At 70.8% G+C, this 25,490-nt stretch carries 25 protein-coding genes; 6 read left to right on the forward strand and 19 right to left on the reverse strand.

Going from position 1 to position 25,490, the window contains the following annotated elements; genetic code table 11:
• Positions 1-332: 332 nt before the first annotated feature.
• Positions 333-1,409: an ABC transporter substrate-binding protein gene (locus tag VIW71_RS21945; protein WP_414720804.1), complete on the forward strand. Its 1,077-nt coding sequence runs from the start codon at positions 333-335 to the stop codon at positions 1,407-1,409.
• Between the two features lie 72 nt (positions 1,410-1,481).
• On the opposite strand, the gene VIW71_RS21950 is transcribed toward VIW71_RS21945, so the two are convergent.
• Positions 1,482-2,960, reverse strand: a complete 1,479-nt coding sequence (locus tag VIW71_RS21950) for a hypothetical protein (protein WP_331624187.1) — start codon at positions 2,958-2,960, stop codon at positions 1,482-1,484.
• 242 nt (positions 2,961-3,202) lie between these two features.
• Positions 3,203-4,582, reverse strand: coding sequence for a transcriptional regulator (locus VIW71_RS21955; RefSeq protein ID WP_331624188.1), 1,380 nt, complete (start codon positions 4,580-4,582; stop codon positions 3,203-3,205).
• Between the two features lie 220 nt (positions 4,583-4,802).
• On the opposite strand from VIW71_RS21955, the gene VIW71_RS21960 reads away from it, so the two are divergent.
• The 3 genes from VIW71_RS21960 (at position 4,803) to VIW71_RS21970 (ending at position 6,341) form a co-directional block, all read left to right on the forward strand.
• Complete coding sequence (locus tag VIW71_RS21960) at positions 4,803-5,462, forward strand: bifunctional DNA primase/polymerase (protein WP_331624189.1); 660 nt, start codon at positions 4,803-4,805, stop codon at positions 5,460-5,462.
• A 177-nt stretch (positions 5,463-5,639) separates the two neighbouring features.
• Positions 5,640-5,780: a hypothetical protein gene (locus VIW71_RS21965; RefSeq protein WP_331624190.1), complete on the forward strand. Its 141-nt coding sequence runs from the start codon at positions 5,640-5,642 to the stop codon at positions 5,778-5,780.
• 9 nt (positions 5,781-5,789) lie between these two features.
• The gene (locus VIW71_RS21970; protein WP_331624191.1) at positions 5,790-6,341 is read left to right on the forward strand and encodes a hypothetical protein; all 552 of its coding nucleotides are present in this window, start codon (positions 5,790-5,792) and stop codon (positions 6,339-6,341) included.
• 66 nt (positions 6,342-6,407) lie between these two features.
• Here VIW71_RS21970 and VIW71_RS21975 read toward each other — a convergent pair whose 3' ends face one another.
• Positions 6,408-7,685 (reverse strand): MFS transporter, encoded by a 1,278-nt coding sequence (locus VIW71_RS21975; protein WP_331624192.1) that lies wholly within the window; start codon positions 7,683-7,685, stop codon positions 6,408-6,410.
• 255 nt (positions 7,686-7,940) lie between these two features.
• Here VIW71_RS21975 and VIW71_RS26660 point away from each other — a divergent pair, with 255 nt between their 5' ends.
• Complete coding sequence (locus VIW71_RS26660; protein ID WP_414720807.1) at positions 7,941-8,120, forward strand: ABATE domain-containing protein; 180 nt, start codon at positions 7,941-7,943, stop codon at positions 8,118-8,120.
• 33 nt (positions 8,121-8,153) lie between these two features.
• Here the strand turns inward: VIW71_RS26660 and VIW71_RS21980 are convergent, their stop codons facing one another.
• The 16 genes from VIW71_RS21980 to VIW71_RS22055 all read right to left on the reverse strand — a co-directional run bounded on the left by VIW71_RS21980 (position 8,154) and on the right by VIW71_RS22055 (position 22,175).
• Positions 8,154-8,744: a hypothetical protein gene (locus VIW71_RS21980; protein WP_331624193.1), complete on the reverse strand. Its 591-nt coding sequence runs from the start codon at positions 8,742-8,744 to the stop codon at positions 8,154-8,156.
• Between the two features lie 29 nt (positions 8,745-8,773).
• Positions 8,774-9,172, reverse strand: a complete 399-nt coding sequence (locus VIW71_RS21985; RefSeq protein WP_331624194.1) for a hypothetical protein — start codon at positions 9,170-9,172, stop codon at positions 8,774-8,776.
• Positions 9,173-9,206: 34 nt separating this feature from the next.
• A complete protein-coding gene (locus tag VIW71_RS21990; RefSeq protein WP_331624195.1) occupies positions 9,207-10,547 on the reverse strand; it encodes a hypothetical protein in 1,341 nt (446 codons plus the stop codon).
• A gap of 5 nt (positions 10,548-10,552) precedes the next feature.
• Positions 10,553-10,828 carry a hypothetical protein gene (locus VIW71_RS21995; protein WP_331624196.1) on the reverse strand — a complete coding sequence of 92 codons (276 nt, stop codon included), beginning with the start codon at positions 10,826-10,828 and terminating at the stop codon, positions 10,553-10,555.
• 34 nt (positions 10,829-10,862) lie between these two features.
• Positions 10,863-11,915, reverse strand: a complete 1,053-nt coding sequence (locus tag VIW71_RS22000; protein WP_331624197.1) for a hypothetical protein — start codon at positions 11,913-11,915, stop codon at positions 10,863-10,865.
• Entirely contained in the window at positions 11,900-12,565 is a 666-nt protein-coding gene (locus VIW71_RS22005; RefSeq protein ID WP_331624198.1) for a hypothetical protein, read from the reverse strand. The genes VIW71_RS22000 and VIW71_RS22005 overlap by 16 nt, the downstream gene beginning before the upstream one ends.
• 26 nt (positions 12,566-12,591) lie before the next feature.
• The gene (locus VIW71_RS22010) at positions 12,592-15,546 is read right to left on the reverse strand and encodes a BTAD domain-containing putative transcriptional regulator (protein ID WP_331624199.1); all 2,955 of its coding nucleotides are present in this window, start codon (positions 15,544-15,546) and stop codon (positions 12,592-12,594) included.
• 117 nt (positions 15,547-15,663) lie between these two features.
• The gene (locus VIW71_RS22015; RefSeq protein ID WP_331624200.1) at positions 15,664-16,167 is read right to left on the reverse strand and encodes a TadE/TadG family type IV pilus assembly protein; all 504 of its coding nucleotides are present in this window, start codon (positions 16,165-16,167) and stop codon (positions 15,664-15,666) included.
• 17 nt (positions 16,168-16,184) lie between these two features.
• Entirely contained in the window at positions 16,185-16,634 is a 450-nt protein-coding gene (locus VIW71_RS22020; RefSeq protein WP_331624201.1) for a TadE/TadG family type IV pilus assembly protein, read from the reverse strand.
• A gap of 31 nt (positions 16,635-16,665) precedes the next feature.
• Positions 16,666-17,184 (reverse strand): TadE family protein, encoded by a 519-nt coding sequence (locus VIW71_RS22025; protein ID WP_414720805.1) that lies wholly within the window; start codon positions 17,182-17,184, stop codon positions 16,666-16,668.
• Positions 17,185-17,198: 14 nt separating this feature from the next.
• Positions 17,199-17,447 (reverse strand): hypothetical protein, encoded by a 249-nt coding sequence (locus tag VIW71_RS22030; RefSeq protein ID WP_331624202.1) that lies wholly within the window; start codon positions 17,445-17,447, stop codon positions 17,199-17,201.
• Positions 17,448-17,497: 50 nt separating this feature from the next.
• On the reverse strand, positions 17,498-18,406 hold the full coding sequence (locus tag VIW71_RS22035; RefSeq protein WP_331624203.1) for a type II secretion system F family protein: 909 nt from the start codon (positions 18,404-18,406) through the stop codon (positions 17,498-17,500).
• A complete protein-coding gene (locus VIW71_RS22040) occupies positions 18,403-19,407 on the reverse strand; it encodes a type II secretion system F family protein (RefSeq protein WP_331624204.1) in 1,005 nt (334 codons plus the stop codon). Before VIW71_RS22040 ends, VIW71_RS22035 begins: the two co-directional genes overlap by 4 nt.
• Complete coding sequence (locus tag VIW71_RS22045) at positions 19,407-20,714, reverse strand: CpaF family protein (RefSeq protein ID WP_331624205.1); 1,308 nt, start codon at positions 20,712-20,714, stop codon at positions 19,407-19,409. Before VIW71_RS22045 ends, VIW71_RS22040 begins: the two co-directional genes overlap by 1 nt.
• Positions 20,711-21,514: a hypothetical protein gene (locus tag VIW71_RS22050; RefSeq protein ID WP_331624206.1), complete on the reverse strand. Its 804-nt coding sequence runs from the start codon at positions 21,512-21,514 to the stop codon at positions 20,711-20,713. The genes VIW71_RS22045 and VIW71_RS22050 overlap by 4 nt, the downstream gene beginning before the upstream one ends.
• Before the next feature lie 19 nt (positions 21,515-21,533).
• Entirely contained in the window at positions 21,534-22,175 is a 642-nt protein-coding gene (locus VIW71_RS22055) for a hypothetical protein (protein ID WP_331624207.1), read from the reverse strand.
• A 531-nt stretch (positions 22,176-22,706) separates the two neighbouring features.
• On the opposite strand from VIW71_RS22055, the gene VIW71_RS22060 reads away from it, so the two are divergent.
• Positions 22,707-25,490: FtsK/SpoIIIE domain-containing protein (locus VIW71_RS22060; protein WP_331624208.1), on the forward strand; the 2,784-nt coding region annotated here is incomplete at its 3' end.

The raw sequence follows: 25,490 nt of genomic DNA on the forward strand, positions 1-25,490 counted from the left end.
GCAATTCACCTGAACGTGACCGGGCGTTCCGCTGCGTGAACCCCCACGTTGGGGCCGTAACGGAATCTTCCGGGTACATGGCTGAGAGGCGCACACGGAGGGCAGATCAGGCGCGCGGGGCACGCCGGGCGGGCCCAAGGCACCAGGAAAGCAGGGTGCGCCGACCACGGCGCGTACGCCGGGCCGGTACCTCGGTGCTGCTGGCCGCGTCCGCGCTGCTCAGTGGGTGCGGGCTGCTTCCGGGGAGCGCGGCGGGGACCCCGGGCCCCGTGGTCGTCATGACCTGGGCGCCGATCAATACGAAATCAACCAATATGCCGGGAATGCTGGCCATGGCGCAGGTTTTCGAGCACTACGTCAATGATCAGGGCGGCGTCGCCGGGCGCCCGTTGAAGGTGCTCACCTGCAACGAGCGCAACGACTCGGTCGCGGTCACGCAGTGCGCCCAGCAGGCCGCCGACGCCGGCGCGGTCGCGGTCGTCGGCTCGTACAGCCAGAAGGGCAGCAGCTTCACTACCGCACTGGAGTCCGCCGGCATCCCGTACATCGGCGGCTACGGCATCGCGCAGGACGAGTTCCAGAGTGTGGTGTCATATCCCGTCAACGGCGGAATGCCCACACTGCTGGCCGGAAGTGGTCGACAATTGTCGAGCCTGTGCAAAAATGTGACGCTGGTCCGGCCAGACACGATCACTGGCGATCAGTTCCCAATCTTCCTCGATCGGGGATTGGCGGACGGCGGGCGGCAGCCCGCCAGGGATCTGCCTACCGCGGACGACGCCTCGGAGTACACCACCGTGGCCGGGCGGGCGATCGGCGACAACAAGCGCTCCACCTGCGTGTCGGCGGTGCTCGGCGACCGCACCAGTACCTTCTTCGACTCGCTGCGCCGGCTCGGCAACGAGGCGCCGAAGGTACGGCTGTCCTCCGTGCTCGGCAGCGTGCAGCAGTCGCTGGTCGACTCCACCGGCGGCGCCCACAGCCCGCTGGAGAACGCGTATGTCACCGGCTGGTACCCGCCCGCGTCCGACCCCAAGTGGAACGCGATGAAGTCGGTCATCAACAAGTACGCCTTCGGTGACGACAGGATCGACGTCGCCGATCCCGGAGTGCAGACCACCTGGATCGCGTACACCGTCTTTGCCAAGGTGCTACGCGCGATGGGCGACGACACGGTCGCGGTCAATGCGGACACCGTGCGCAAGGCGATGAACCGCACAGCTCACCTGTCCACCGGTGGCCTCACCCCCGCCCTCGGCTGGACCGACACCAACGCGCTGCGCATCCCGGGCCACACCCGGTTGGTGAACGCGAAGGTGGTCTATCAGGTGGTACGGCAGGGCCGCCTCGTCCAGGCCCGGCCCGGCTTCGTCGACCTGACCGCGACGCTCAGGCGACGCGAGAACTGAACGGGGCCGGGCAGGGCCGACCCTGCCGCCGAGCGGACCCGGCTGCTGCGGGCTCCCCGCCCGCGCCCGTCGTCAGAGCTGGCTGTACTGCCGCTTCGTCATCCCGTACTGCTCGGCGATGGAGTTCCACAACCGCACCGCGCGCTTCTTCTGCTGGGTGGCGGTGCCGCTCTCCCGGTTGCCGGCCTGCGTCTCGTCGGTGCCGCGGGCGTGACCGCCCTTGCAGCCCTTGGGGTTGCGCTGGGCCTGGTCGGCCCAGTTCGCGTAGTGACCGTCGGCGGCGGCCGAGGCCTGCCATGCCTTGGTGAGGGCGTCGGTCAGGTCGGCGTGGCCGGGGAGCTTGTCCACCGACAGCGTGCCGAGTTGGGTGACCAGGCCACTCCGCTGGCCGGCGGCGGCGCGCAGCGCGGAGGCGGCGCCTGGCAGGTCCGTGCAGTTCTTGATCGACTCGACCGCGTTCACCACCGAACTGCGGCTGTTTCCACTGGTGTTGAGCAGCGCGTCGAGCGCCTGCGCCTGCTGCTTGGCCTCGCTGTCGACGCCGGAGGTGGCGGTGCCGCTCGCGGACGCGCTGGCCGTGGCGGCGGGCGAGGTGTTCTGGGTGCCCGCGTTGTCCGCGCTGGCGCTGCCACCGCTGTTGAGCAACCCGCCGACCACCAGGCCGGCCACCACACACCCGGCCACGACTATGCCGATCAGCACCTTGGGCGACAGCTTCCGGCCACCGCCGGCGTCCTCGCCGTACGCGTACCCCGGGTCGTACCCCTGCTGCCCGTACGGCGGCCGGCCCGCGCCCTGGCCGTGCGGCGGCTGCCCGTGCTGGGCCTGGGCCGCCTGCTGCTGCGACGGCGGCTGGATGATGCGCTGCCGCAGCGGGGGCGGGCTCGGCACGTCGTTGCGGAACAGGTGGTCGTAGTCGCTGTCGTGCTGCGGCCCCTGCTGCTGCGGTTGGGGCTCCTGGGACTGCTGCTGGTAGCCGCCGTATTCCTGGCCGTACGGCGGCTGCGGGTATGCCTGCTCGTACGAGGGCTGCTGCTCGTACGACTGCGGGTCGTACGGCGACTCGTAGGACTGCTGCTGCTCCTGGAAGATCGACAGCGGCAGTGCCTGCGTGGCCTCGGCGGGCGCGGCCTGGGGCGGCGCCTGCGGCGGTACGGGCGGCAGCGAGGGCACGGGGCCCGGGGCCGCGGCCTGCTGCGGCGCGGGGGGCGCGAGGGGGTTGGACCCGGGGTAGGGCGGCAGCATCTGCGTCGCGTCCGCGACCGGCGCGGGATCGACGGGTACGGGACCGATGGCGGGTACGGGACCGGGCAAAGCTCCGCCGGGCGCGGGCATCCCGGCCGGGTACGGCGGCAGCATCTGCGTCGCGTCGGCCGGTTCAGGCTGCGGAGGGGCGGAGGACGCCGGTGTCGGCTCCGGGGCGCCCCACGGGGTGCCGTTGGCGGGCTGCACCTGGTCGCCGTACTGCGGCGCGGGCTGCGCCTGCGCCGAGGGGAGTACGACGCCCCGGTACGCTTCGGGCGATTCCTCGCCGCGTCCGCTGCTGTGCATCGCCGCCCACTCCCGCCTCTACCCTGCTGTCGGAACCGTCCGCCCACGCTACCCGGTTCATCGGAACCCCGACCACGCACCCGAACGAGTGAACCGTACGGCACGCCGCCCGGGAGCGGCCCGTACCGGCGCGCCACCCCCTTCTCCCTGGTCTCTCCAGCACTTTGACGGACGCGTGGGCGCGTGGTGTCGGTCCGGTAACGATTCGGTGCGCGACCGGCGCCGTGGCCTTCCATTCCCCTCTAGGCCGCCTCCTGTTCCTCGAGTCTGGCGCCGAACTCCCGGACCGCGGGCTCCGCGGCGTACGGCTCCAGTCGGCGGCAGAAGTCCTCCAGGTATTCGGTGCCGCGCTGGGAACGCAGGCCGGTGAGGAGGGTGACGGCCTGCAGGCCGGTGTGGCAGGCCTGTTCGAGATCGCGCTGCTGGACCTGGGCGTCGGCGAGCAGCAGCAGATCTATCGCGCGGCGGCGGGTGCGCGGTGCGGGGTGGGCTGCGAGCGCCTCCTCGGCGCGGCAGGCGGCGGGCGCGGCCTGGCCCAGGTCACGGTGGCAGTGCGCGAGCTCGTCGGCGAGGTAGGCCTGGTCGAAGTGGGCGATCCAGGACGGATCCTGGACCGGGTCCGACCGTCCCATCGCGTCGACCGCGAGGGCGGCCACGGCTGCGAACGTACGCGCGTCGCCGAGCAGCGCGTGGCCGCGTGCCTCCGCCGCGTAGAACATCGCCTCGACGGTGGGGGTGACCTGCCCGCGGGCCCCTTCCTGGGCAGCGCGCGCGAGTTGGGTGATCTCCCGCGGGCTGCCCAACGAGGCGGCGAGGTGGCTCATCCCGGCGGCGAGGACGTACCCCCCGTAGGCGCGGTCGCCTGCCGCCTGGGCCAGCCGCAGTGCCTGGATGTAGTAGCGCTGGGCCAGGCCCGGTTGGCCGGTGTCGACCGCCATGTACCCGGCGAGTTCGGTCAACCGCGCGACTGCGGCGAACAGTTCGCGGCCCACTTGCTCGCGGTAACTGCCGACGAGCATTCCGGAGACCACGCTGTTGAGGTAGTGCACGACGACCGGTCTGACGTGGCCGCTTCCGAAGCGGTGGTCGAGCTCGGTGAGCGCCCGGGTGGTCGCCTTGACCGCCTCGACGTCGGATATCCCCACCCTTGCACCGCCGTTGCGCGCCACCGCGTGGTCGGGCCGGGTGATCAGCCAGTCCCGGCTGGGCTCGACGAGACCGGAGGCGGCCACGGTGGACCCGGTGACGAAGTCGCGGCGGCTGACGTCACTGCGCCACAACTCGCAGAGCTGCTCGATCGCGCCGAGGACGGTCGGCGCGAAGTGCAGTCCGATGCCCGTCGCGAGGTTTTTGCCGTTCGCCATGCCGATCTCGTCGATGGACACCGAGCGGCCGAGTTTGCGGCCGATTGCCTCCGCGATGACGGCCGGTGCCCGGCCGCGCGGTTGCTGGCCACGCAGCCAGCGGGCCACGGACGTCTTGTCGTACCGCAGGTCAAGTCCGTGCTCCGCCCCGCAGATGTTGACCCGGCGGGCGAGCCCCGCGTTGGAGCAGCCGGCCTCCTGGATGAGTGACTGCAGCCTCTCGTTCGGCTGCCGCGCCACAAGTGGTCGTGCGGCCATCGTGTCCCCCCCTCGTCGTCCTCGAGGTCGTCCTTCCCACTCGGCACACAAGAAACGCCAGCTAAACGGCAATTCACCCGTAAAGGTGGTGCCCGACTCTCCAAGGGCTGCCCGGGTACGGAGCCAGTGCCCATAAGCGCCCCCGCCCGTGCATCCTGCGCCGACAATGACCCGCGGCCTCGCCCCGTAACCCCGGGTGACAGCGGGAGTTGTGCAGCCCGTGGAAGACAGCATCGCAGCCCTGTCCCGGCTCGCCGGCGAGCAACTACTCGACACAGCGGTCCGATACGTGGAGGAACGGCACTGGGATGTGCTCGCCGGCTGCTGGCTGGAGGTGGACGAAGGGGGCGCGCCGCGCTGCTCGTGCGCCTCCGGCGCCTGCTCTGCCCCCGGCGCACACCCCACCAGGCCCGACTGGGCCGCTCAGGTCAGCGGCAGCGCGGCGGCGGTACGCCGGATGTGGCAGCGTCAGCCGCGGGCCTCGGTGCTGCTGCCCACGGGACGCACGTTCGACGTGATCGACGTGCCCGAGAGCGCCGGCTTCCACGCGCTGGCCCGTATGGAGCGGATGGACCTGCCGCTCGGCCCGGTCATCTCCACTCCTGCCCGCCGACTGGCCTTCCTCGTGCTGCCCGGCGCCGCCGCCAAGGTGGCCGATCTGCCGAGCGTGCTCGGCCGGCCGTCCGGCGCACTCGATCTGGTGGCCCGCGGCGAAGGCGACTGGGTGGCCGCGCCGCCGACCCGGATGGGTGGCGGAGGCGTCGCCCAGTGGGCCCGGCGGCCGACCGCGCTCAACCGCTGGCTGCCCGACATCGAGGAGGTGCTCAGACCACTGGCGTACGCGTGCGGGCGGCAGGCAGCGGGGGCGCGGGGGCGCTGACACCCGGCCGGCGCGCTGCGAGGCGCCGATCCCGGGCTTCCCGACCCTGGTTCAGGGGGTTCGCCGACCCCGTTTCGAGGCCTTGCCCCTGCCCTCGATCCTCAGGGCCCGCTCAGATCCCCGGTCACTGTCAGTGGTCACCCGCGCCGGCTCGTCGCGGGACGTACCGGCACGGTGATGGAGCTCCAGTTCCGTTACCTGTGGCGCGACCCGCGTTCGAGGGCGTCATGGACGGCGGGTCTGGTGGTCGGGCTACTGCTGCCGCTCGCCACGGTGGTGGAAGGCGGCACCGTCTACGAGTGCCTGTGGGCGGCGTGACTGCTCGGCATGCAGATGTACAACCAGTTCGGCATCGACGGTTCCGCCTTCTGGACCGTCTCCGCGACGATCGGCACCCGCCGGGACGCGGCGCTCGAACTGCGCGGCCGGGCCCTGACGCTGGCGTTGATCGCCGTGCCGTACGTCACCGCGGTCACCATCGGCGCGGCCGTGCTGCTGGACCGGATGTCCGCCCTGCCGGAGACGCTGGGCCTCACGTTCGCCTTCCTCGGGGCGCTGATAGCCACCGGCAGTTTCGCCGGCGTCCGCTTCCCTTACGCCGTTGCGCAGGACAACCCCTTCGGCAACGCGGCGCCCGGGCAGAGCGCCCTCGTCGCCGCGAACGTCTTCGGTGGCACGCTGAGCGGCGCCGCGCTCTGTCTGCCGGTGCTGACACTCTCCGTCTCGCTCCACCCCAGCGACCACCACGGACTGCTGTGGACGGTGCTGCCGACCGGTGTGGTGTACGGGGTCGCGGTGGCTGCCGGGGCGTTGCGGTTCACCGCGCCCCGACTGCTGGACCGGCTGCCGGAGATCCTGGCGGTCGTCGCGAAGGTGTGAAGGCCGCCGGGTGGGTCTCCGGGACGGCCGTCACCGGGCCGCCCGTGACAGTGCCCTTCTCCGGGTTCATGGGGTCGGCCGGTTCTTGCGCGGGCGCAGTTCGGTGAGCCAGCCGACCAGGGCCAGGGCGGGGAGGGCGGCACCGAAGAGGCTGGCCGCGGTCCAGCCGCCGGCGTGGTAGGCGTACGACCCCACTTGGGAGCCCGCCGCGCCACCGACGAAGAAGGTGGCCATGAAGGCACTGTTGAGCCGGGCCCTGGCCTGCCCGTCGAGCTGGTAGATCACCTGCTGGCCGAGGACGAGGGTGGCCTGGGTGGCCATGTCGAGCACCACGGCGGCGGCGCCGAGGGCGATGATGCTCTGGCGGCCCACTCCCGCGATGGCGAAGGCGAGCGCGGCGGCGGCCAAGGCGACGGCGGTCATGGGCCGCACCAGTCCCCGGTCCGCCCATCGCCCCGCGACGGGCGCCACCAGGACACCCCCGGCTGCGGCGAGAGCGAAGAGGCCGACCTGCCACTGGCTGTAGTGGAAGGGCGGCTCGGTCAGCACGAAGGAGATGGTCGTCCAGAAGACGGAGAACGCACCGAACATCGCCGCCTGGTACAACGTCCTGCGGCGTAGCGCCGGGTGCTTCCTCATCAGGCGGGCGGTCGAGCGCAGCAGCCCGCCGTACGACAGCGCGGTGGCGTCTCCGGCGGGCGCGCGGCGCGGCAGGGCGGAGCGCAGTACCAGAGTCAGGACGGCCATCAGCCCGGCCGAGGTCAGGTAGACGACCCGCCAGTTCGTCGCGCCGGCCAGCACGCTGCCGAACGTCCGGGAGAGCAGGATGCCCGTCAGCAGGCCGCTCATCACCTGGCCGACCACCTGGCCGCGGCTCTCGTCGGGCGCGAGATCGGCGGCGAACGGCAGAAGTATCTGCGAGACGACCAGCGTCGTGCCGGCGAGGAGGGAAGCGATCAGCAGCACGGGAAAGCCCGGCGCGAGGCCGGACAGAACCAGGGAGCCGATGGTCAGGGAGAGCATGACGGTGACAAGCCGGCGTTTCTCGATGACGTCGCCGAGCGGGACGAGGAGCAGCAGCCCGAGCGCGTAACCGAGTTGGGTGGCGGTGACCAGGCTGCCGGCGGTGGCCGAGGAGATGCCGAAGGCGTGGCGTAGCTCGCTGAGCAGCGGCTGGGCGTAGTAGAGGTTGGCGACGGTCAGGCCGCAGGAGACGGCGAGGAGCACGATGAGGCGGCGCGGCGGACCGGTGACGGCGGGTTCGGCGACCGTGCCGGTCTCGGCGGTCGGAACGGCCTCGCCGGGGGTGTCCCGGGAGTTCGCGAGGTCGGCGTGCTGGGGCATCGGTGCCTCACAGGGAGTCGCGGTGGCGGGGCGCGGCGAGGTGTGCGCTGACACGAGTGCGCTGAGCGGTTGAGTGGGACGACCAGCGGCCCACGTAGCTGCAGGCGGGCGGTGTGCGCGCTGCCGGACAGCCCGGCACCAAGTAAAGCGGTGCCCTGGCAGGTACCGGTTAAACCGGTTACCCCCGGAAGCTGGCCCGTATGAAAGGCAGCACAGCCACCGTCCGTTTCCGCCCAGGCTCAGGTCGCCTCTGACCTGGACTTCCTCCGCACCCTCCGGCACCGCGGCACGCCCGATGTCACCGAGGAGTTGGCCGGCCCGGAGGCGCTTGCCGCTTGGGTGGCACAATGCGGTCCCTGCGGTGGCACGCGGGCGGTGCCGCCCCACTCGGGGGTGGAGCTCCTGGCGGCCGTCGCCCTGCGGGAGGCGCTGTGACGGGCGTGGGCCGACGGGCGTGACCACACGGGCTCATTCCGCGACGTGCCATCGGAACGTCGTCATGAGGGCGTCGAAGAGTTCCGCGAGTGCGCGGGTGAACTCGCTGCCGGGAGCGCCGTCGCCCCCCGTCGAGAAGTTCACGGCCAGCCAGCGGCCGTCGTCCCCCGGCACGGGCAGCACGTAATCGACATGCCGTGCGTACATATCGACGTCCTCGCCCCCCGGCGGCTCCACGTACTCCCACCGCACCGCAACAGTCCCCCCGACCCCGCGCAATGCGCCGCCCTCCCCGCCCCTGCGGTCCCCCGCGAGCCGCCCGAGCACCACCTCCGGGGAAGCGGCCTCCCCCTCCGGGCGTGCGAGCTCGGAGACGAGAAAGGACGCGGCCATCAGCACTCCGGGGCGCGCCCGCGCCGGCACGTACAAATCCAGCCCCCCAGCCTTCCGTGCCTCCCCCACCATCCGCCCGATCCTCCGCCGCACCGCCAGCCGAAAGGCCATCCCCTTCTCCCTCGGCACCCCCTCCGGAATCTCCTCGATACCCCTGAACACCTTCTCGTCCAGCGCTTCCCACGTCCCACCCCGCAACGGAATCCGCACCCAGCCGGGCGGCAGCACCACGCTGTAACCGGTGGGCGGTGCGACTACGCTCACCGGGGTGCCCCGACGCGGCGGCTCTCCCGGTGCAGGCGCCACCTCGCGAAGGTGGCGACGAGGGGGGCGAGGAGGGGGATTGGTGCCAGCGAAAGGACCGCCGTGGACGCAATCGCCATCGCGTCCAGGAACCCGCCGACCCAGATGTAGAAGAGCACGCCCGAATCCCACCCGCGGCTGCGCCGCACACCGTGCATGCCCCACCAGGTAAGCACCTGGCCGACTGCCGAAAGGAAGAGCATCACACTGACGAACGTCCCGCGGCCAGGGTCGAGCAGCCTCGCCGTGACCGCGATCACGCACAGGCCCAGCATCGGGACGGCAGCTCCCCATCGAATACATTTGTCACTGCGCGCGAGCAACGGGTCGTCGGTCAGATCGCTGGGAAAGATCACATCAGCTCCAGACGGAGCACCACACGAACAGCCGTCACCACGTCGAACCCACTTCCTTCGTGTAGCGATCCTTGAGACGCGCGTAAGGTCCGTACTTCCATTTGCCTGCGAAGATGTCGCTGCTGCCGGCGCCCTTGTCCCAGACGTCCACCACTGTGGATACGGTCCACGCGCTCTGGAAAATCCGCTTGTATTCCTCCGCACCCTCACTCGCCCGCCTCACCCCCGCGCTCTCCGGATACGCCGCCCGCAACCGCCGCACGTCCTTGAAGAGATTCGCCGTCTCCTTGTCGCCGCCCACCGTCGCCGCCTCCCACCGCGACGCCTCCGCCATCGGGGTCGCGGACTCCTCGGCTGCCGCTTCGCGCCCCGCCCGCCGAGTCGCCGCGCGAGCGATGTTGCGGTCGTGGCGCGCCCGGGCCCGTGCCGCGCGCGTGGCGCCGCGCCGGTTGACGACAGCGGACGTGCGGTCCCGTACGGCCTGACTCGCCCGCGCCGCGTTGGCGGCGGCGCGCTCCTCCGCGGCCAGTTCGGCGGCGAGTTTCGTGGCGGTGCGGATGCCCCGCAGCGCGCCGAGGGCGAGGGTGCCCACGCCCATGGTCGTCAGGCCGAAAATGTCCATGGCGACGTCGGCCCAGGAGGCGGCCGCCGCGGCGGCCAGGAGCGTGTGTCCGGCGAGGACGCCCACCGCGAGCCAGATGGCGAGACCCGTGACCCACCCGGCCGGGGTGAGGGTGATCGCGGCGATGGCGATTCCGGTGGCGACCCAACTCATCACATCGAGGACGAAGGAGATGGCGCTCTTGGCGTCGTCGAGGTCGTTCTTACGGCGCTCCCACCAACTGTCCTTGATCGTGTCGTCGATCTCGCGCCGGATGCGGGAGGCGTAGTCAGCGGCTCGTTCGTCACGGGCGGCCTCGACCCTGGCCAGGGCCTTACGGTACTCACCGGTCGAACCGTCGCCGCCGGGATCGCCCCCACCGTGAACCTCCGCGCCGGACGCCCCGGACTGGACCCCGGACTCCGTTTCAGCCCGCGCCGTCCGCAGAATGCGGTCAGCCTCCGACTGGAACCCCTCCAGCTCATGCGCCCAGCCGGCCAGATGACCGTGCACCCGCTCGTAACGCCCGGCGGTCTCCCGTAGACGCGCCCCCAGCTCACGCGCACTGTCGCGGAGCGCGTCCGCGTAACGCCCTTTGAGCCCCTCCCCCTCTCCGATGACCTTGAGATCCGCCGCCTCCGCCCGCAGCATCGCGGCGACCCGCTTCATGTGGGAAACCTCGTCCAGGATCGCGCCAGGATCGCCGGGTACAGGGTCGGTGTCGGCGAGCGGGTGCCAGTCGCGGGGGCGCTGCCGCGGGGATGCGGCCCGCACCCCGCTCACCCGCTCTTCGCCAGATGCCGGTCCGTCTCGCGGAAGGTCTCCCGCGCCGAACCCACCAGTGCGCCCACCGACTCGATGCGGCCCACCAGCTTCTTGCGGTACCAGGCCCAGTTGTCCACGAATGCGTCCATCGCGCCCGCCACCACGCCTGAGCCCCACACGGGCCGCAGGTCCTCCCGGTGTGCCGAGATCCCCCGGAACTCGGTGTGCAACCCCGCCAGCTGCCGTTCGGCGTCCGCCAGCACCTGATCCGTCACCTTGAGATCGGTCATCCCCGATCCCCCCACTTCCCGTTGTCGCTACGCACTACCTGACAACGGTCTGGATCTCCCTGCTGGTTACGGGTACGTCGGCGTATGACAGCCCATCGGGTAGTCCCGGCGCAGCCACCGGTCCGTCCGGATTCGCCGACGGCGTCCATGTGACCTGCCACGTCAACTCCGCATGCAGCGTGTACGAACCCGCCTTCCGGTACGTCACATTGCAGTCGTCCTTCGACGAGTCGACCTGATAGCTTCCGCCCGGCCCCGCAGACAAGTCATACGTACAAACCTGCGGCTCGGCATACGAGGTGCCCGCCTCGATCCGAAGCGCCGCCGGCACGGCCACGACAGTCGCCGCCACATTGATCCCGTACGCGGGCGCGTTGATCTCCGCGGTCGTGTACACCCGACCGAAGTTCCCCACGAACTTGACATAGGTCGCCAGGTTCACCGTCTGGTTCGCGGCCACCGGACTCAGCTCCACCGGCGGATTCGGCAACGTGGTCCGCGAGTACGCGATGTCCTTCAGATCAATGGCCCTCGGCACCCCGGCCGGGGGAGCGGGGTCACCGGTCGGGACCCACACAACGGGGTCGCCATAGGGCGGGCAATGCGCAAGCGCGTACCCAGCGGGGACATTCGGGTTGTACGTGACCTGCCACCACAACCCGTCCTGGCCCTGGTTGTACTTCTCCGCCTCCAGCTTCTCCCGCAGCGGCTCGACGTATTGCTTGCCGGTCGACCAGCCCTTCATCCCTTCCCGGAAGTAGGTCTGGTACTGCTCCGGGGTGAAACGCGGCTCGAACCAGCAGCCAGGCGGTGCCCAGTTCGCGTCAACGGATCTGAGCGGCGTGGTCCCCCCACTGGGCGTACCGCCCGCGTAATGCGTATGGGTCTGCACATGGACGTCGATCTGCCCGTTGGCGCTGCTGGCAGGAGGATTGCCATCTGGTGAGGGCGCGTTGGGGTCAGTGGTCTGGCCATTGTCGTTCGTGCCGTTACCTGCCCAGGCCGCGGTCGGTCCGGCCAACAGTGCGATGCCGAACGAAGCAACGGTGCACAGCGTGAAACTGGCCTTCCTCAACCGGTGATGCACGACTTGTCTCCCTGCGTCCAGTTCTGCCGGTCGATTTTCCAGACGCGTGTCTTAGGATCGAACCCGAGCGAGACAGTGAACCGATAGAAGTCCTTGTCGCTCGGCGTGGTGACGTTGATCTTCCCCGTCTTCAGGTCCTTGCTGTACGACTTGCGCTGATCCTCACAATAGTGAGCGAGTGCGCTCTTTCCGTCGATGATCCGCATGTCGATGTTGTAATAACGGTCAGTGCCTGTGATGGCTTTTCCGGCGTCCTTGTACTGCTGGATTTGCTTTGACCAGTAAAGGCCAGACTGCATGCCGTACGCATGCAGCATCGATGGCACCGTGCCGCTTCCCTGAGCGAATCCGTCCTGCAACGCCCTGATCGCGTACTCCAGGTCCCTAATCGCCTCACCCGTCGCCTCATCCGCCCCCGCCCCCGGCTCCTCGATCTCCACCCGTACATCCGCCGGCAGCCTGATCTCCGGCGCGCCCGTCGGCAAGGCACCCGCAGTCGGGGAACTCGACGGCGAAGCCGTCGCCGAAGTCGCCGTGGGCGCGCCCGTGATCTTGTCGCTCGCCGAGTCCCCGGACCCGCCGCACGCGGTGAGTACGAGCCCTCCGGTCAAGGAGAGAGCGACGGCTGCGACGGCGAGTGGTTTGTTCATCAAGGCTCAAGGCTCCTGGAGTGTGGTCAGTTGGCGACGCTTCCCCGCCACGCAGGGAGCAGTTCGTCCATGAGGGCTTCCACCTGCGGCGGCAGCCCGCGGCTGGGCCCGTTGAGGGTGTGACTGCGGGCGACGAGGGAGTGCGCCGCCGCTTCGAGGCGCGCGGGATCGCCGGTGGCATGGGTGGCGCGGAGGAGTTCGAGCCAGAGCCGTTCGTCCTTGGGCGATACGGACATGCCCGTCTCCACCGCGGCCACCGCCGCCTTCGGCTTGCCCGCGCCAAGGTGCAGCGCGGACAGCGCGAGGGCGATCTCCGCGACCAGCACCGGGTGCTGCGCGTCGACTATCTCGTGACCGAGCCAGCCGTAGCGGCCGGGCGCCCGGTTCTCCAGCAGCGGCCCGCGGGCCAGCGACAGCGCGTCGGTCAGCAGGCGGCGCCGCGCGGCCGGGTCGGACGCGGCCCCGCCCTCGGTGGCCTCGTGGTGAAGGGTCTGCAGGACGTCCCAGTCGGAGACGACGGAGGTGGCGAGCACGATCCGCCCGGTGTCGTCGAAGGACAGCCGCGGCGCACCACCAGGGTCGGTGCCGAGCCAGTCGCGGAGCCGTTTGACGAGCGCGTCGCGTACATCCTCGGTGACGCCGCGCGGCCACAGCGCGGAGGCGAGGACCCGCGGGTGGACGCCTTCGCGGTGCAGCAGGAGGAGAGCAAGCGCTTCGTGCAGCAGCGGGCCGCGGTCCGCGGGCGGGGCGTCGATGCCGATGACCTCCAACGAGCCGAGCAGCCGCGCGTACACGCCGGGGCGGCCCTGGTCGGTGAGGTCGACCAGGAACGGCGGCGCGTCCGGGCCGGGCCCGTCGTCCCCGTCGGCCTCGGCGAACAGCCGCAGTACGGCCTGGTACTGGGCCGCGGGCAGCAACTGCGCCTCCAGGTCGAGTCCGAGCAGCGGCGCGAGCAGCCGTCCGGCAGAGGTGATCTCCAGCTCCCAGGCGGAGCCGGGCAGGTCGGTGCGGCCGGACGCCACCAGGTAGCCGATGCCGAGCCGGCCGGCGTCGGCGGCGAGTTCGGCGAGGCGTTCGGCCTCCTCCTCGGTCGGCTCGGCGGCGAGCAGGACGAGGTGCGGGGCCCACTGGGTGTGCTGGGCGCGTCCGGTACGTCCGGTGAGCACGCTGTCCTGGCCCGCGTTGCGCAGCGCGCCGGCGCGCTGCGCGGTCTCCGCGGACATGATCTCGATGACTTCGGGCACATCAGCGAGGTGCCGTACCCGGGTCGGCGCGAGTGAGGTGAGGTCTTCGGCGAAGCCGACCAGAGTGACGGTCATACGGTCCGACCATCCGTTGGTGGCCAGTTCCGCGGCGACGGAGGCGAGTACGGCCTCGCGGTCGGCCGGCGCTCCGGCCAGCGACACGATGCCGGGCACCGCCTCGAGGTTGAGCAGCAGTCGCGCGCCGTCGAGCGTACCGAGCGCGACCAGGCCGGGGTACGGGGCCGCGGCCGACACGTCGGCGTCCCCGTCGAGGTTTGCGCGGTCCAGCCGCCAGAACGTCTGGTCCTGGCCGAGCTGCCACGGTGCCGGCGGCTGGCCCTCGGGCCAGGCGAGCTGGAGGTGCAGGGCCTCGTCGGTGAGCCAGGCGGCGTAGACGGTGGGGAGTTTGCGGCCCTCGCCGTCGAGTTTGGCGGACAGCCAGCGCAGTGCGCGATCGAGGAAGGCGACGGCGTCCGGGTCGGCGCCCACCCGCAGCGCGTCGGCGGCGTCGGCCTGCGGCCCGCTGGGGGTGCGCGGGGTGCGCAGCACGCCTGCGGTGACCGACTGCCACAAGGCCGTACGGCGGCGGCGACCGAGAGCGGCGAGCAGACCCGCGGCGAGCAGGGGGGCGGCGATCAGCGCTTCGGACAGGTCGAACCCGTGCGAGGAGGAGGACGTCACACCGGAGAACGCCGCGGCGGGGGACTCGGCGTGCTTCCCGGCGGGGGCGCTCGCGCTGTGGGTGGGGGTGGTGTCGGCCGCGTGCCCGCCACCGGCCGCACTCTGCTGGGTGGCAGCGGGCTGCGCCGCGTGGGCGCCTTCCTTGACGGTGTCCTTGGCACCGCCGTGCTCGGCGTAGTGCTGCACGTCGGGCGGGGTGTGCGGAGCCGCCACCGGCATCTCCACGAGTTCGCCGCCGTGCGCGTCCGCGGGCATCTCCATCACCCAGCCCGGCCGGATCAGGCTGGCCTGCGACAACCGGGAACCGTCCGGCTGCACACGGTCCTTGTTGAGCTGGTAGATCTCCTTGTAGCGGCGGCCGTCACCGAGGTGGCGCTCGGCGATCTCCCACAGGGAGTCGTGGTGCCGGCCCTCGGGCGGATGGATCCGGTAGAACTTGGTGTCCTGCTGCGCGGACTGCCCGGCCGCCTGACCGACGGCCGCCGCGTGCTGGGCCCCCTGCTGATGCGGTACGGCGGCGCTCGCGGGGCGCGACTGCTGCTGGCCGGGCGTCTGCTGGGCGGTCGCGGCGACTCCCGGGCGGGCCTGGTTCTCCACCTGGTGGTGCTGGCCGAGCTGGGACAGACCCGGAACGAGTCCGGCGGTGCTCACCCCGACGAGCAGCAGCGCGGCGACCAACTGCCGGGCCAGCAACTGACTCGGGCCCGAGGCAGGCACCCGGTGCGGCATGCCCACGCCCGAGACGGCTGCCTTCGCCTCCACCAGCACGCACGCCGTGAACTGCGCCCACGCCAGCCACACCACCACGGCGAGCGTGTTGATGAACGTCTCGCTGGTGATCGGCTGCTGCACCAGGTCCGAGTCGAAGTGGTGCGGCAACGGCGAGCCGATGAAGTACAGCAGCGCGCCGGGCACGCCCACCACCAGCACGGCCAGTGCCAAAAACGCGCCGAGGGCCCGCACCAGATCGCCCAACGACCAGCGCCTGCGCGGCGGACTCGCCGCCGGTCCACCCTGCTGCGCGCGGTTACGTCCCGTGGCGGTCGTGCGTGCCATGGCTGCTTCCTCTGCCTTCGGTGGTGGTACGGGTCTGCTGGTACGGATCTGTCGGTCGTACGGGACTGCGCTTGCGTCTGTTCGGTCGTACGGGTTCTGCGTGCCGGAACGGTGGGGCTAGTTCGCGGGGCCGGTCACCGACTCGGCGGCTGCCGTGCCGTGTACGACCACATCACGGTCGTAGAAGAAACCGGTCAGCATGGGCTGGTACGTGAGCTGCACTGTCACCTCGACCCGGTTCGCGCTGGTGAACGTACAGCCGGACGCGGCGACGTCGGCCGGGTCGAGGCCGGACTGCTGGGCGAAACTACGGACCCGGGCGTCGCACTCGGCCGTGATGATCACCGGCTGGCTGCCGGTGGGGGCGGTGCGCAGCGCTGCCTCGTCGATGTTCTGCGCGGCGTAGCGGGCCGCCTGCTCGGCTATGTCGGCGGCGCGCTCGCGTTTGGAGATCGACAGGCCGCCGTCCACGACGAAGGCGGCCAGCGCCATGAAGACGAGAGCGAAGATCAGCACGGCGGCGGCGCCGGAGCCGCGGTCGTCGGGTCCTGTCGCCCTCAGCCGGGTGGCGACACGGGTGACGACGGAGGGCGTGGCAGGCGCGGCGGGCGGAAGCGTCATGGTCGTCAGCTGAGTGGTCAATTGGGCGCCGCCCGTCGGTACGGGTCGAGGGGTGAGGACGCCGTCGACGTGAGGCTCTTCCTGATGTTCAAACCCAGCGAGTCGAGGCCGCGTATGGTGCAACTCACCTCGACCGTGAAGAAGGTTCCGTACGTGAAACCGGGACTCGTCTGCCGTACCCGCAGGGTGCCGCCGACGCACGTGTCGCCGAGATCCGCCTTGGCGGCGGCGATCGCTTCGGTCATGGCGACGCTCCGGGTGCGCTGGATGGATCCCGCGCGGGCGGCGTCCCGCGCGGCTCCGTCCACCGCGCCGCGGCCGTCGACCAGCTGGCCGAAGGCAACCAGGATCAGGACGAAGAGGATCATGACCGGGGCGAGGACGACCACCTCGACGGTGGAGACGCCCCGGTCGGCACGCAGCCGTTCCCGCCGTCGGTCGAGCATGCGGCGCCAGATACCCGGCATTGATCCGTCCCCCGTACTGGGTCGCATCCGCTCAGCCCCCGTTGTCCGGTACGAAGCGTTCCACCGGGCCCTGCGAGGACTCGCGCACCGAGAAGTGCAGGCCGGGGAAAACGGTGGGCACGCGGGCGGTGACCTGGACGCCCACGGTGACGGCGTCCGGTTGCAGCGGCTTGATCTTGCGGCCGTCCAGCAGGTTCGGGCCGAGCTGGTCGATGTAGTCCGCGGCCGTGGACGTGGCCTTGTCCGACCAGCCGTTGGGGTCGGCGTCGGCCTCGGCGCGGGCCTTTCGGGCCCCGGCCTGGGCAGCTGCCTGGGCGACGTGATCGGCGAAGAAGTACAGCCCGAACTGCACCGTCGCGAAAATCATGAAGAACAGCACGGGGGTGAGGAAGACGAATTCGATCGCGGTCATGCCGCGGTCGCCGCGGGAGCGCGCACTGGCGCGTCCCGCCACCCCCGTACCCGTACGACTGCCCACGCCACCGTCGCCGCGGGCGGTGTCCAGCCTGCGGCGTGCGGCGTGGCGCATCGCGTCGGTTCGTCGTCCCATCACGGCTACCGGCCTCAGCAGGTCTTGCTGTCCGTGGTGCTCTGAATGCAGTTGCCGACATCGGTGGCCTTGCCCTTGAGGGCGCCGTTGATGATCACGGCGACCACGCCGACGACGGTGACCACGACCGCGGAGATGATGACCCATTCCACGGCGGAGGCGCCGCGCGACAGGTCCTCGGAGCGGGCGCGCCGCACCCGGGCCTGCAGGAAGGTGAGCAGGAAGTCGACAGCCGGATGGCTGACGGTGGGCAGTCGGTTCATGGTTCAAGTCCTCTCGACTCGACTCTCGGCATTCGATGACACTGCGGTGATCAGACCTGGAACACGCGCATCGCCGCAGGGAAGATCAGGAAGACCAGGAAACCCGCGGCCAGCAGGAGTTGCGCCACGAGCATGGACTGGGAGTTCTCGCCGGCCGACCCCTCGATTTCGGCGAGTTCGCGGTGCCGCATCGTCTCGGCGCGCGAGGCCAGCGACTCCCGGACCTTGGCACCGTCGTCGGCCACCAGGCCGAGTGTGACGGAGAGGTCCTTGAGCTCCTCGATTCCCAGCTCGTCGCCGAGCCTGCCGAGAGCGACCCACTGGCTGGTGCCGGTGATCCGGGCGTCGGCCAGGCAGTTGCGTATCCGCATCAGCGCCCAGCCGTCGCTGACTTCGGCGGCGGCCATCAGCGCTTCGGGCAGACCCCGGCCACCGGCCAGGTTCATGGACACCAGGTCCAGGTAGGCACCGATGACGCGGCGCAGGTCCTTGCGCTTGTCGGCAGCGTCCCGGCGTACCTCGACGTCGGGCAGGACGAAGAAGACGCCGCCGCACAGCAGTGCCATCCAGACCGGGATGACCGGATTGGAGCCCATCCCGAGCTGCCAGATGACCGCGAAGAGGAACGGGCCGAAGATCAGCCCGGATGCGCCCAGGACGACCTTGGTGGCCAGGAACCCTTGCCAACTGCGGTCGAGTACCGCCAGGTCGGCGCGGAGCGATCGTTGCTCCCAGCCCTGTTGGAGGTAGAACTCCACGACCCGCTCCCCGATCCGGCCCCGCAGGTCGGTCGGGGCGGATCCGACCGGACCCGCTGTGGGACCCGCGGCACGCAGGGCGTCGACCCGGGCGATGGTGGAGACGGGGCTGCGCTTGCTGGGCATCAGCGCCCGGATGAGGCCGAACACGCCGAGGCCGACGGCCGCGCCGACCAGGCAGGTGAAAAGGATGTTGTTCATCGGGCGCCCGCTCCCTGTCCCGGTACGGCGGCATGGCCCGGCGTGCCCGGATACCCCTGCGGCCCGGCGTGGCCGACCGCGCCGGGATGCATCGGCGTGAACTGGCCCGGAACTCCGGTTCGCTCGGCCCGCTCGGGCGCGTGCACCAGGAACCGGTCCGGTGTGTCGATCTTCGACAGCCTCCTCAGCCACCAGAAGCCGGCCGCGAACAGCGCGCACACCAGGGCGAGCACTGCCTGGCCGACGGCCGTGCTGTACGGCTCGACGAAGCTCCGGTTGAAGATGGCCAGGCCCAGCACGAAGACAACTGAGACCACGACGACGATCTGCACGCTGCGCCGGGTGCTGGCCCGCTGCGCCATGACGCGCTGGCGCATGTCCACTTCCTCACGGGCGGACTTGGCGAGCGCGCCGAGCACTTCCCGCAGGCCGGGGCCGCGCAGCCGGGCGTTGAGGATGAGGGCCGCGATGATGATGTCGGCGGAGGCGTCGTTGATCTCGTCGGCAAGGTGCTGAAGCGCCTCGGGCAGGGGCGTACGGGCCCGCAGCCGGTCGACGAGGGAGGACAGGTGCTCGCGCAGGGCGGGTGCGGCGGCCCGGGCGGAGGCCGGTATGGCCTGTTCGAGGCCGACCGCGCCGGCGATGGTGTCGCGCAGCGACTCGGTCCAGCCGGCGAGCGCCTCGACACGCTTCATCGCGGCGCGTTCCTCGGCAGCGCCGCCGAAGAGCTTGTCCCAGCTGAAAACGAGGACGGCGGTGGCCAAGCCCAGCACGGCCCAGCGGGTCAGGCCGAGCACCACCAGGCCGGCGACGACGGCCAGCGAGCCACGCTGGGAGAGGAAACGGACGAACTCCGACGCCTTGTCACCGGAAGTCTGTCCGGCCTTCGCCGGTTTGGGCGCCCAGCCGCGCATAGCGGCGATGAACAGCGCGATGCCGCCGCCGACCGCCGCTCCGGCGAGCAGTCCGTAGAGCACGGACACGGAGAAGATCCCGGTCATTACCGCCACACCCCCGTGGGCTGGTAGCCGTGGGCGAGGAGTTCGTCGAGACAGGCGATGGGGGCGTGCGGAACGGCCACGCCCTCCCGGCCCTCGGCGAAGACCTCGCTGGACAGTACGCGGCCGTCCACCCCGTTCACCTCGCGGACGGAGGTGACGACACGGCGCAGGGTGCCGCCGCGGTGGAAGTCGTTGCGGCGCAGGACGAAGACGACGAAGTCGATGGCGCCGGCCACCAGCATCTGGGACGCCTCGACCGGTAGCCGCTCCTGCGCCTGGAGGGCGTAGGTCGAGATGCGGTTGAAGACCTCGCCCGAACTGTTGGCGTGGATGGTGGACAGCGAGCCGTCGTTGCCCTGCGACATCGCGTTCAGCATGGTGACGATCTCGTCGCCGAGCACCTCGCCGACGATGACCCGGGAGGGGTTCATACGCAGGGAGCGGCGGACGAGTTCGGCCATCGAGATGGCGCCGTGGCCTTCGGAATTGGGCAGCCTCTCCTCGAACGCCACCACGTTGGGGTGCAGTTCGGGGAACTGATCCAGACCAAGTTCCAGCGCGCGTTCGACGGTGATGAGGCGTTCGTGCGGCGGAATGACGTTGGCCAAGGCCCGCAGCAGGGTGGTCTTACCGGCGTTGGTGGCGCCGGCGATCATCACGTTCTTCCTGGCCAGGACGGCGGCGGACAGGAAGGAGCCCAGTTCGGGAGTGAGCGTGTAGTTGCCCACCAGGTCGGCGAGGAAGACCTTGCCGAGGCGTGCGCGGCGAATGGACAGCGCGGGGCGGCGCGTGACGTCCATGACTGCGGACAACCGGGAGCCGTCGGGCAGCCGCAGGTCGAGCTGGGGGTTGGCGGTGTCGAAAGGACGCGAGGACAGGCCGGAGTACGCACCGAGGACCTGGATCAGCTCGATGAGCTCCTCGTCGGACTCGGCGACCGGTTCGACCTGCAACTCACGGCCGTCGGAGTAGCCGACGAACACCTGGTCGCAGCCGTTGATGTCGATGTTCTCGACCTCGGGGTCGTCGAGCAGCGGCTGCAGGCGGCCGACCCCGAAGAGCGCGGCGTGTACGGCCGCCGCGTATGCCTCTTCGGCCTGGGCGTCCGGCGGGGTGCGGCCGATGGTGATCTCGGAGCGGGCGTACTCCTCCAGGATCTGGGCGATGATCGCCCGCGCGAACTGCCTTTCGTCCTCGGGTGACATCGGGGCGGTACCCGATACCTGGTCCAGCCTGCGCTGCTCGGCGATGCGGTCGCCCGCCCCCTGCCGGAAGCGCTTGACGAGCTGGTGGTCCACCACGCTCATCGCAGGACTCCGTACCGTTGCGGTACGTCGGCGGTGATCTGGCGGGCGGAGCGGATCAGCAGTGACTTGTCCAGGCGGCCCCGGCGCCGCCCGCTGAGCATCTCGGCGCCCGCCGGGTCGTGAGCGAGAGTGCCGACCACCCGGGCGGAGATCTGGGAGGCCACCAGCATGTCGTTGACCTGGCCGGCCAGCCGCGCGCTCCCGCCGGGGTCGGCGATGAGCAGGATGCCGATCGGTGGGTAGCCCAGCGCGGCAGCGGCGCCGCGCTGCGAACCGTGCAGCTTGGCGGAGAGCGCGCCCGCCCTGTCCCGTACCCGGGCAAGGTGTTCCGGTTCCGTACGGGCCACCAGCAGCACCAGGGCGGCGTGCCCGAAGAGGTCCAGTGTCGGGGAGTCGACGCCGATCCGGCCGCAGTCGGCGATCACGTCGGCCGCGCCGTTGGGCGACTCGGCGAGCGTGGCGAATGCCTGTCCGAGCGTCGGCCACAGTCCGGCGAGACCGGCTGCCTGTTCGGCGCTGCCCAGCCCGACCAGGACATCGAGTCCGCCGGTGAGCGGCTGGGCATGGTCCCACAGCTGCTCGGCGGCCAGGCCCCGCCGGGCGGTCGCGGCGAGCGACAGCAGCCCGGAGTTGGGGTCGAGCACCCCTCCGTGCGCGGCGGCCGACCGGTAGACCAGGTCGCCACCCGCAGGGTCGGTCTCGGCCAGCAGGACGCGGCGCGGCCATACAGCGGCGAGCGCGACGGCGGTCGTCGTGACGCCCGGTGAGCCCTTGTCTGCCGCGATAGCGATCAGTGCCATGACGTTTTCTGCCGCTCGTTCAGTTCTTGCTCTGGGCGACGCGTACGAGTGCCACCTCGTTCGCCGAGGCGGCGATCGTGAGCCGCGCGACGTACATCGAGTCGGCGAGCACGGTGACCGAGGTGTCTCCGCTGCCGAGCCCGTTGGACGAGTTTCCGATGGACTTGACGATCAGATGCCCGCCGATGAGCGTGGGGTCCGCGCTGCCGAACCCGCCGCCGGGGGTCTGGGGCTTGGCCGCACTGTTGCCGACCTGGTAGGCGGCCACAGTGTCGCCGGTCTGGAGGCCCTCGGGGAACTGGCCGTCCTTCAGGGAGAGACCCACGAGGGCCTTGCCCGGGGGGAGGACTTCGTCCTTCTTGGTGATCATCGACTCGACCAGGACCGAGTTGGGCACGAGGTTCGTGGCTGCCCGGTAGTTGTTGAGGAGGTCATTGCGGTGGCGCCACTTGATGAAGGGAAGATCGGTGCCGTCGGACAGCATCACTTCGCGGATCGCCGATACGGGGATCGGGTCGCCGGCCGCGACGGGCTGGGTGATCTCCACGACCGAGACTTTGTTGCCCGCGCGCATCACCATGACGGTCGCGCCGAGTGCGCCGAGAAGGATGAGCAGCACGGCCAGCGCTGCGAGCGCCGGCTTGCGTTCACGCGGCGCCACCGGCAACCGCTCTCCGCCCACCGGCGCGCCCGGCATCGGTGCAGGAACGGACTGACGGCCGCTACGGCCGCTGCCGCCCGCCGCAGCGGATCGTTCCCTGATTTTCACGTCACTGCCCCCGTCGAGCCGGCGTGTGTCCTACGAATCGGTTGCGTGGAGAAAGGCTGTCGCGCTCCTGTCCGGCGACAGCCCGCAGGCCGATGTCAAGTCACCGCACGCTACCAGCGCCTTACAAACACCCTCAAGGCGCATCCGTGACAGCAGCCCCACAGCCTTGCAACAGGACGGAACGGCCTCCGTGGCATGCCCAACTCGGCAGTAACGGAGCAACACCCGCCCCGTCCGCCCCTCTTTCATCCGGCTTGGCACTCACTGTGCCACTTACCACCAGGCCTGTGTCCAGCTCGGTTTCAATCCTGTGGATAAACCGGCGCAGGTTGTCCACAGGCCTCGCACGGTCGTCCCGCGACCTGCTCCCAGCGGATATCGTCCTGGGGAAACCAAGTCGAAGTCCGGGGGAACGAGGACACCGTGCGTCTGTCGTTGACCGTGGTCGACCCGCTCGGCGGGGACCGCGCCGATGTGGTGGTCGACACCGATCCAGCATCGACCGTCGCGGATGTGGCACGTGAGCTGGGGCGGAAAGTCGGTGGAGGCGGCGCCGAGATCATCTCGATCGCCGGCGGCACGGCCCGCTCCCCCGGCGCCCCCGCGGTGTACGTGGACGGGTACGCGGTGGATCCGGGCTGGTCGGTTGCCCAGTCGCCACTGCGCGAGGGAGCGGTGGTGAGTCTGTACGACCCTGCGGGCTGCCTGCCCGGCGAACCGGCCGGCGTGGTCGAACTGCGGGTCGCGGGCGGACCGGACGCCGGCGGCGTGCACCGGCTGGGCATCGGCCGGGTGGAGATCGGTCGCGGTCCGGCGGCCCGGGTCCGTATCGACGACTCCGAACTCGCCGACCGCGCCGTGGTACTGACCGTCGGCATGGGGGGTACGTGCCAGGTGACCATCGGGGGTGACACGAAAGAGTGGCCCTTGGGCAGTCAACTCGCTCTCGGCAACAGCCTCCTTGAGCTGGGCCCCTATGTCCCGCCCAACGCGGCGCTGCACCCCGGCGAGGACGGGGCGACGTACGACTACAACCGTCCGCCCCGCCTGTCCCCGCCGGAGCGCGCTACCCACTTCCGGCTGCCGTCCCCGCCCAGGGAGCCCAGCGCCCGGCCTCTGCCGTGGCTGATGGCGCTCATGCCGCTGGTCATGGCCGTGACGATGGCCTTCATGATGCAACGCATGATCTACCTGATCATGGCGGTGGTCAGCCCCGTCGTCATGGTCGGCAACTACTTCGTGGACAAGAAGAACGGCCGTAAGTCGTACGCGAAGACGGTCGCCGAGTACCGCGAGCGCAAGGAGAACATCGAGCAGGACGCGAGCGCCGCACTCGACACCGAACGCAAGGACCGCGCCGCCGCATCGCCCGACCCGGCCACGGTGCTCAACACGGCAACCGGTCCGCGCACACGGCTGTGGGAGCGCCGTCGCGGTGACCCGGACCATCTGCTGATCAGGGTCGGCACCGCGAAGCTCCCCTCCGAGGTGGTGCTGGACGACCCCGAGCAGGAGGAACACCGTCGCAAGGTCAGCCGGGAGATCGAGGACGCGCCGGTCGCGGTCGAGCTGCGGCGGCTCGGAGTGATCGGGTTCGCTGCACCCGGTGACGGCGCGCGAGCGATGGGCCGCTGGGCGGTCGCGCAGGCCGCCACCCTCAGCTCCCCGATGGACGTGCAGTTCTACGTGCTCACCGAGCAGTCCGGCAGGGAGAGTTGGGATTGGGTGCGGTGGCTGCCGCACTCCCGGCCGACCGACGGCCAGGACGCCAGCACGCTGTTGGGCACCGACGCCGAGACGGTGGCGGCGCGCATCGCCGAGCTGGGGTCGATCCTCGACGGACGGCGGAAGGCCAAGCAGAAGGCGGGCAGCGCGTCCAACCACGCGGCCTTCTTCAAGGACCCCGACATCGTCGTGATCCTGGACGGCTCACGCCGGATGCGCTCGCTGCCCGGCGTGGTCCCACTGCTGCGCGAGGGACCGGGTGTCGGGATCTTCGCGATCTGCCTGGACTCCGAGGAGCGCTTCCTCCCCGGCGAATGCCAGGCCGTGGTGATCGCCGAGTTCGAGGCCCCGTCGGCGTCCGCCCAGGTCGCCTCCGTACCGGAGTCCGCGGCGGCCGGACCGCAGCAGGGGGGCTTCCCCTCGGTCAACGCCTGGTATGCCGGCGCCCAGCAAGCCCAGGCCATCGCCGTGGAACCGGTACCCGGGGCGTTCCGGCTGCGCGTGGAGCAGGCGGGCGCTGCCCGGATCCGCAAGGTGCGGCCCGACCTGGTGTCGCCCGCCTGGTGCGCGCGGCTGGCCCGCTGCCTGTCTCCGATCCGCGACATCAGCGGCGACGCCGAGGACTCGGCCATCCCCGGCTCCAGCCGGCTGCTGGACGTCCTGGAGCTCGAACCGCCCACCGCGGACGCCATCGCCGGCCGCTGGCGGCTCAGCCCGATCTCCACCCAAGCGGTCGTCGGCGAGTCCTACGACGGCCCGTTCGCCATCGACATCCGCAAGGACGGTCCGCACGGCCTGATCGCGGGCACAACGGGTTCCGGCAAATCGGAGCTGCTGCAGACCATCGTGGCCTCGCTGGCGGTGGCCAACACCCCCGAGGCGATGACTTTCGTGCTCGTGGACTACAAGGGTGGTTCGGCCTTCAAGGACTGCGTGCAGCTCCCGCACACCGTCGGCATGGTCACCGACCTCGACGCCCACCTGGTGGAGCGCGCCCTGGAATCGCTCGGCGCCGAACTGAAGCGGCGCGAGCACATCCTGGCCGAGGCCGGCGCCAAGGACATCGAGGACTACACCGACCTGCTCAAGCGGCAGCCCGAACTCAGGCCGATGCCGCGGCTGCTCATCGTCATCGACGAGTTCGCCTCGATGGTCCGCGAACTGCCCGACTTCGTCACCGGTCTGGTGAACATCGCCCAGCGAGGCCGTTCTCTCGGCATTCACCTGATCCTGGCCACCCAGCGGCCCAGTGGTGTCGTCTCACCGGAGATCCGGGCCAACACCAACCTGAGGATCGCGCTGCGCGTCACCGACGGCAGCGAGTCGTCCGACGTCATCGACGCCCCCGACGCGGGCAGCATCTCCAAGTCCACCCCGGGCCGCGCCTACGTCCGGCTCGGTGCGACCTCCCTGGTGCCGTTCCAGTCGGGCCGGGGGGGCGGTCGCCCACCCGGGGGCGTGGGGAACGGGGCGGTGGCGCCG

Origin of the sequence: Streptomyces sp., assembly GCF_036524955.1 — a bacterium.
GTDB lineage: Bacteria > Actinomycetota > Actinomycetes > Streptomycetales > Streptomycetaceae > Actinacidiphila.

Coding starts and splice junctions, on each gene's coding strand:
- VIW71_RS21965 (WP_331624190.1), top strand. CDS start 5,640: ATGGAGCTCCAGTTCCGTTACCTGTGGCGCGACCCGCGTTCGAGGGCG.
- VIW71_RS21975 (WP_331624192.1), bottom strand. CDS start 7,685: ATGCCCCAGCACGCCGACCTCGCGAACTCCCGGGACACCCCCGGCGAG.
- VIW71_RS22015 (WP_331624200.1), bottom strand. CDS start 16,167: ATGACGCTTCCGCCCGCCGCGCCTGCCACGCCCTCCGTCGTCACCCGT.
- VIW71_RS22030 (WP_331624202.1), bottom strand. CDS start 17,447: ATGAACCGACTGCCCACCGTCAGCCATCCGGCTGTCGACTTCCTGCTC.
- VIW71_RS21970 (WP_331624191.1), top strand. CDS start 5,790: ATGCAGATGTACAACCAGTTCGGCATCGACGGTTCCGCCTTCTGGACC.
- VIW71_RS22045 (WP_331624205.1), bottom strand. CDS start 20,714: ATGAGCGTGGTGGACCACCAGCTCGTCAAGCGCTTCCGGCAGGGGGCG.
- VIW71_RS21945 (WP_414720804.1), top strand. CDS start 333: ATGGCGCAGGTTTTCGAGCACTACGTCAATGATCAGGGCGGCGTCGCC.
- VIW71_RS21995 (WP_331624196.1), bottom strand. CDS start 10,828: ATGACCGATCTCAAGGTGACGGATCAGGTGCTGGCGGACGCCGAACGG.
- VIW71_RS22020 (WP_331624201.1), bottom strand. CDS start 16,634: ATGCCGGGTATCTGGCGCCGCATGCTCGACCGACGGCGGGAACGGCTG.
- VIW71_RS22035 (WP_331624203.1), bottom strand. CDS start 18,406: ATGAACAACATCCTTTTCACCTGCCTGGTCGGCGCGGCCGTCGGCCTC.
- VIW71_RS22010 (WP_331624199.1), bottom strand. CDS start 15,546: ATGGCACGCACGACCGCCACGGGACGTAACCGCGCGCAGCAGGGTGGA.
- VIW71_RS21950 (WP_331624187.1), bottom strand. CDS start 2,960: ATGCACAGCAGCGGACGCGGCGAGGAATCGCCCGAAGCGTACCGGGGC.
- VIW71_RS21955 (WP_331624188.1), bottom strand. CDS start 4,582: ATGGCCGCACGACCACTTGTGGCGCGGCAGCCGAACGAGAGGCTGCAG.
- VIW71_RS22005 (WP_331624198.1), bottom strand. CDS start 12,565: ATGAACAAACCACTCGCCGTCGCAGCCGTCGCTCTCTCCTTGACCGGA.
- VIW71_RS22040 (WP_331624204.1), bottom strand. CDS start 19,407: ATGACCGGGATCTTCTCCGTGTCCGTGCTCTACGGACTGCTCGCCGGA.
- VIW71_RS22050 (WP_331624206.1), bottom strand. CDS start 21,514: ATGGCACTGATCGCTATCGCGGCAGACAAGGGCTCACCGGGCGTCACG.
- VIW71_RS22025 (WP_414720805.1), bottom strand. CDS start 17,184: ATGGGACGACGAACCGACGCGATGCGCCACGCCGCACGCCGCAGGCTG.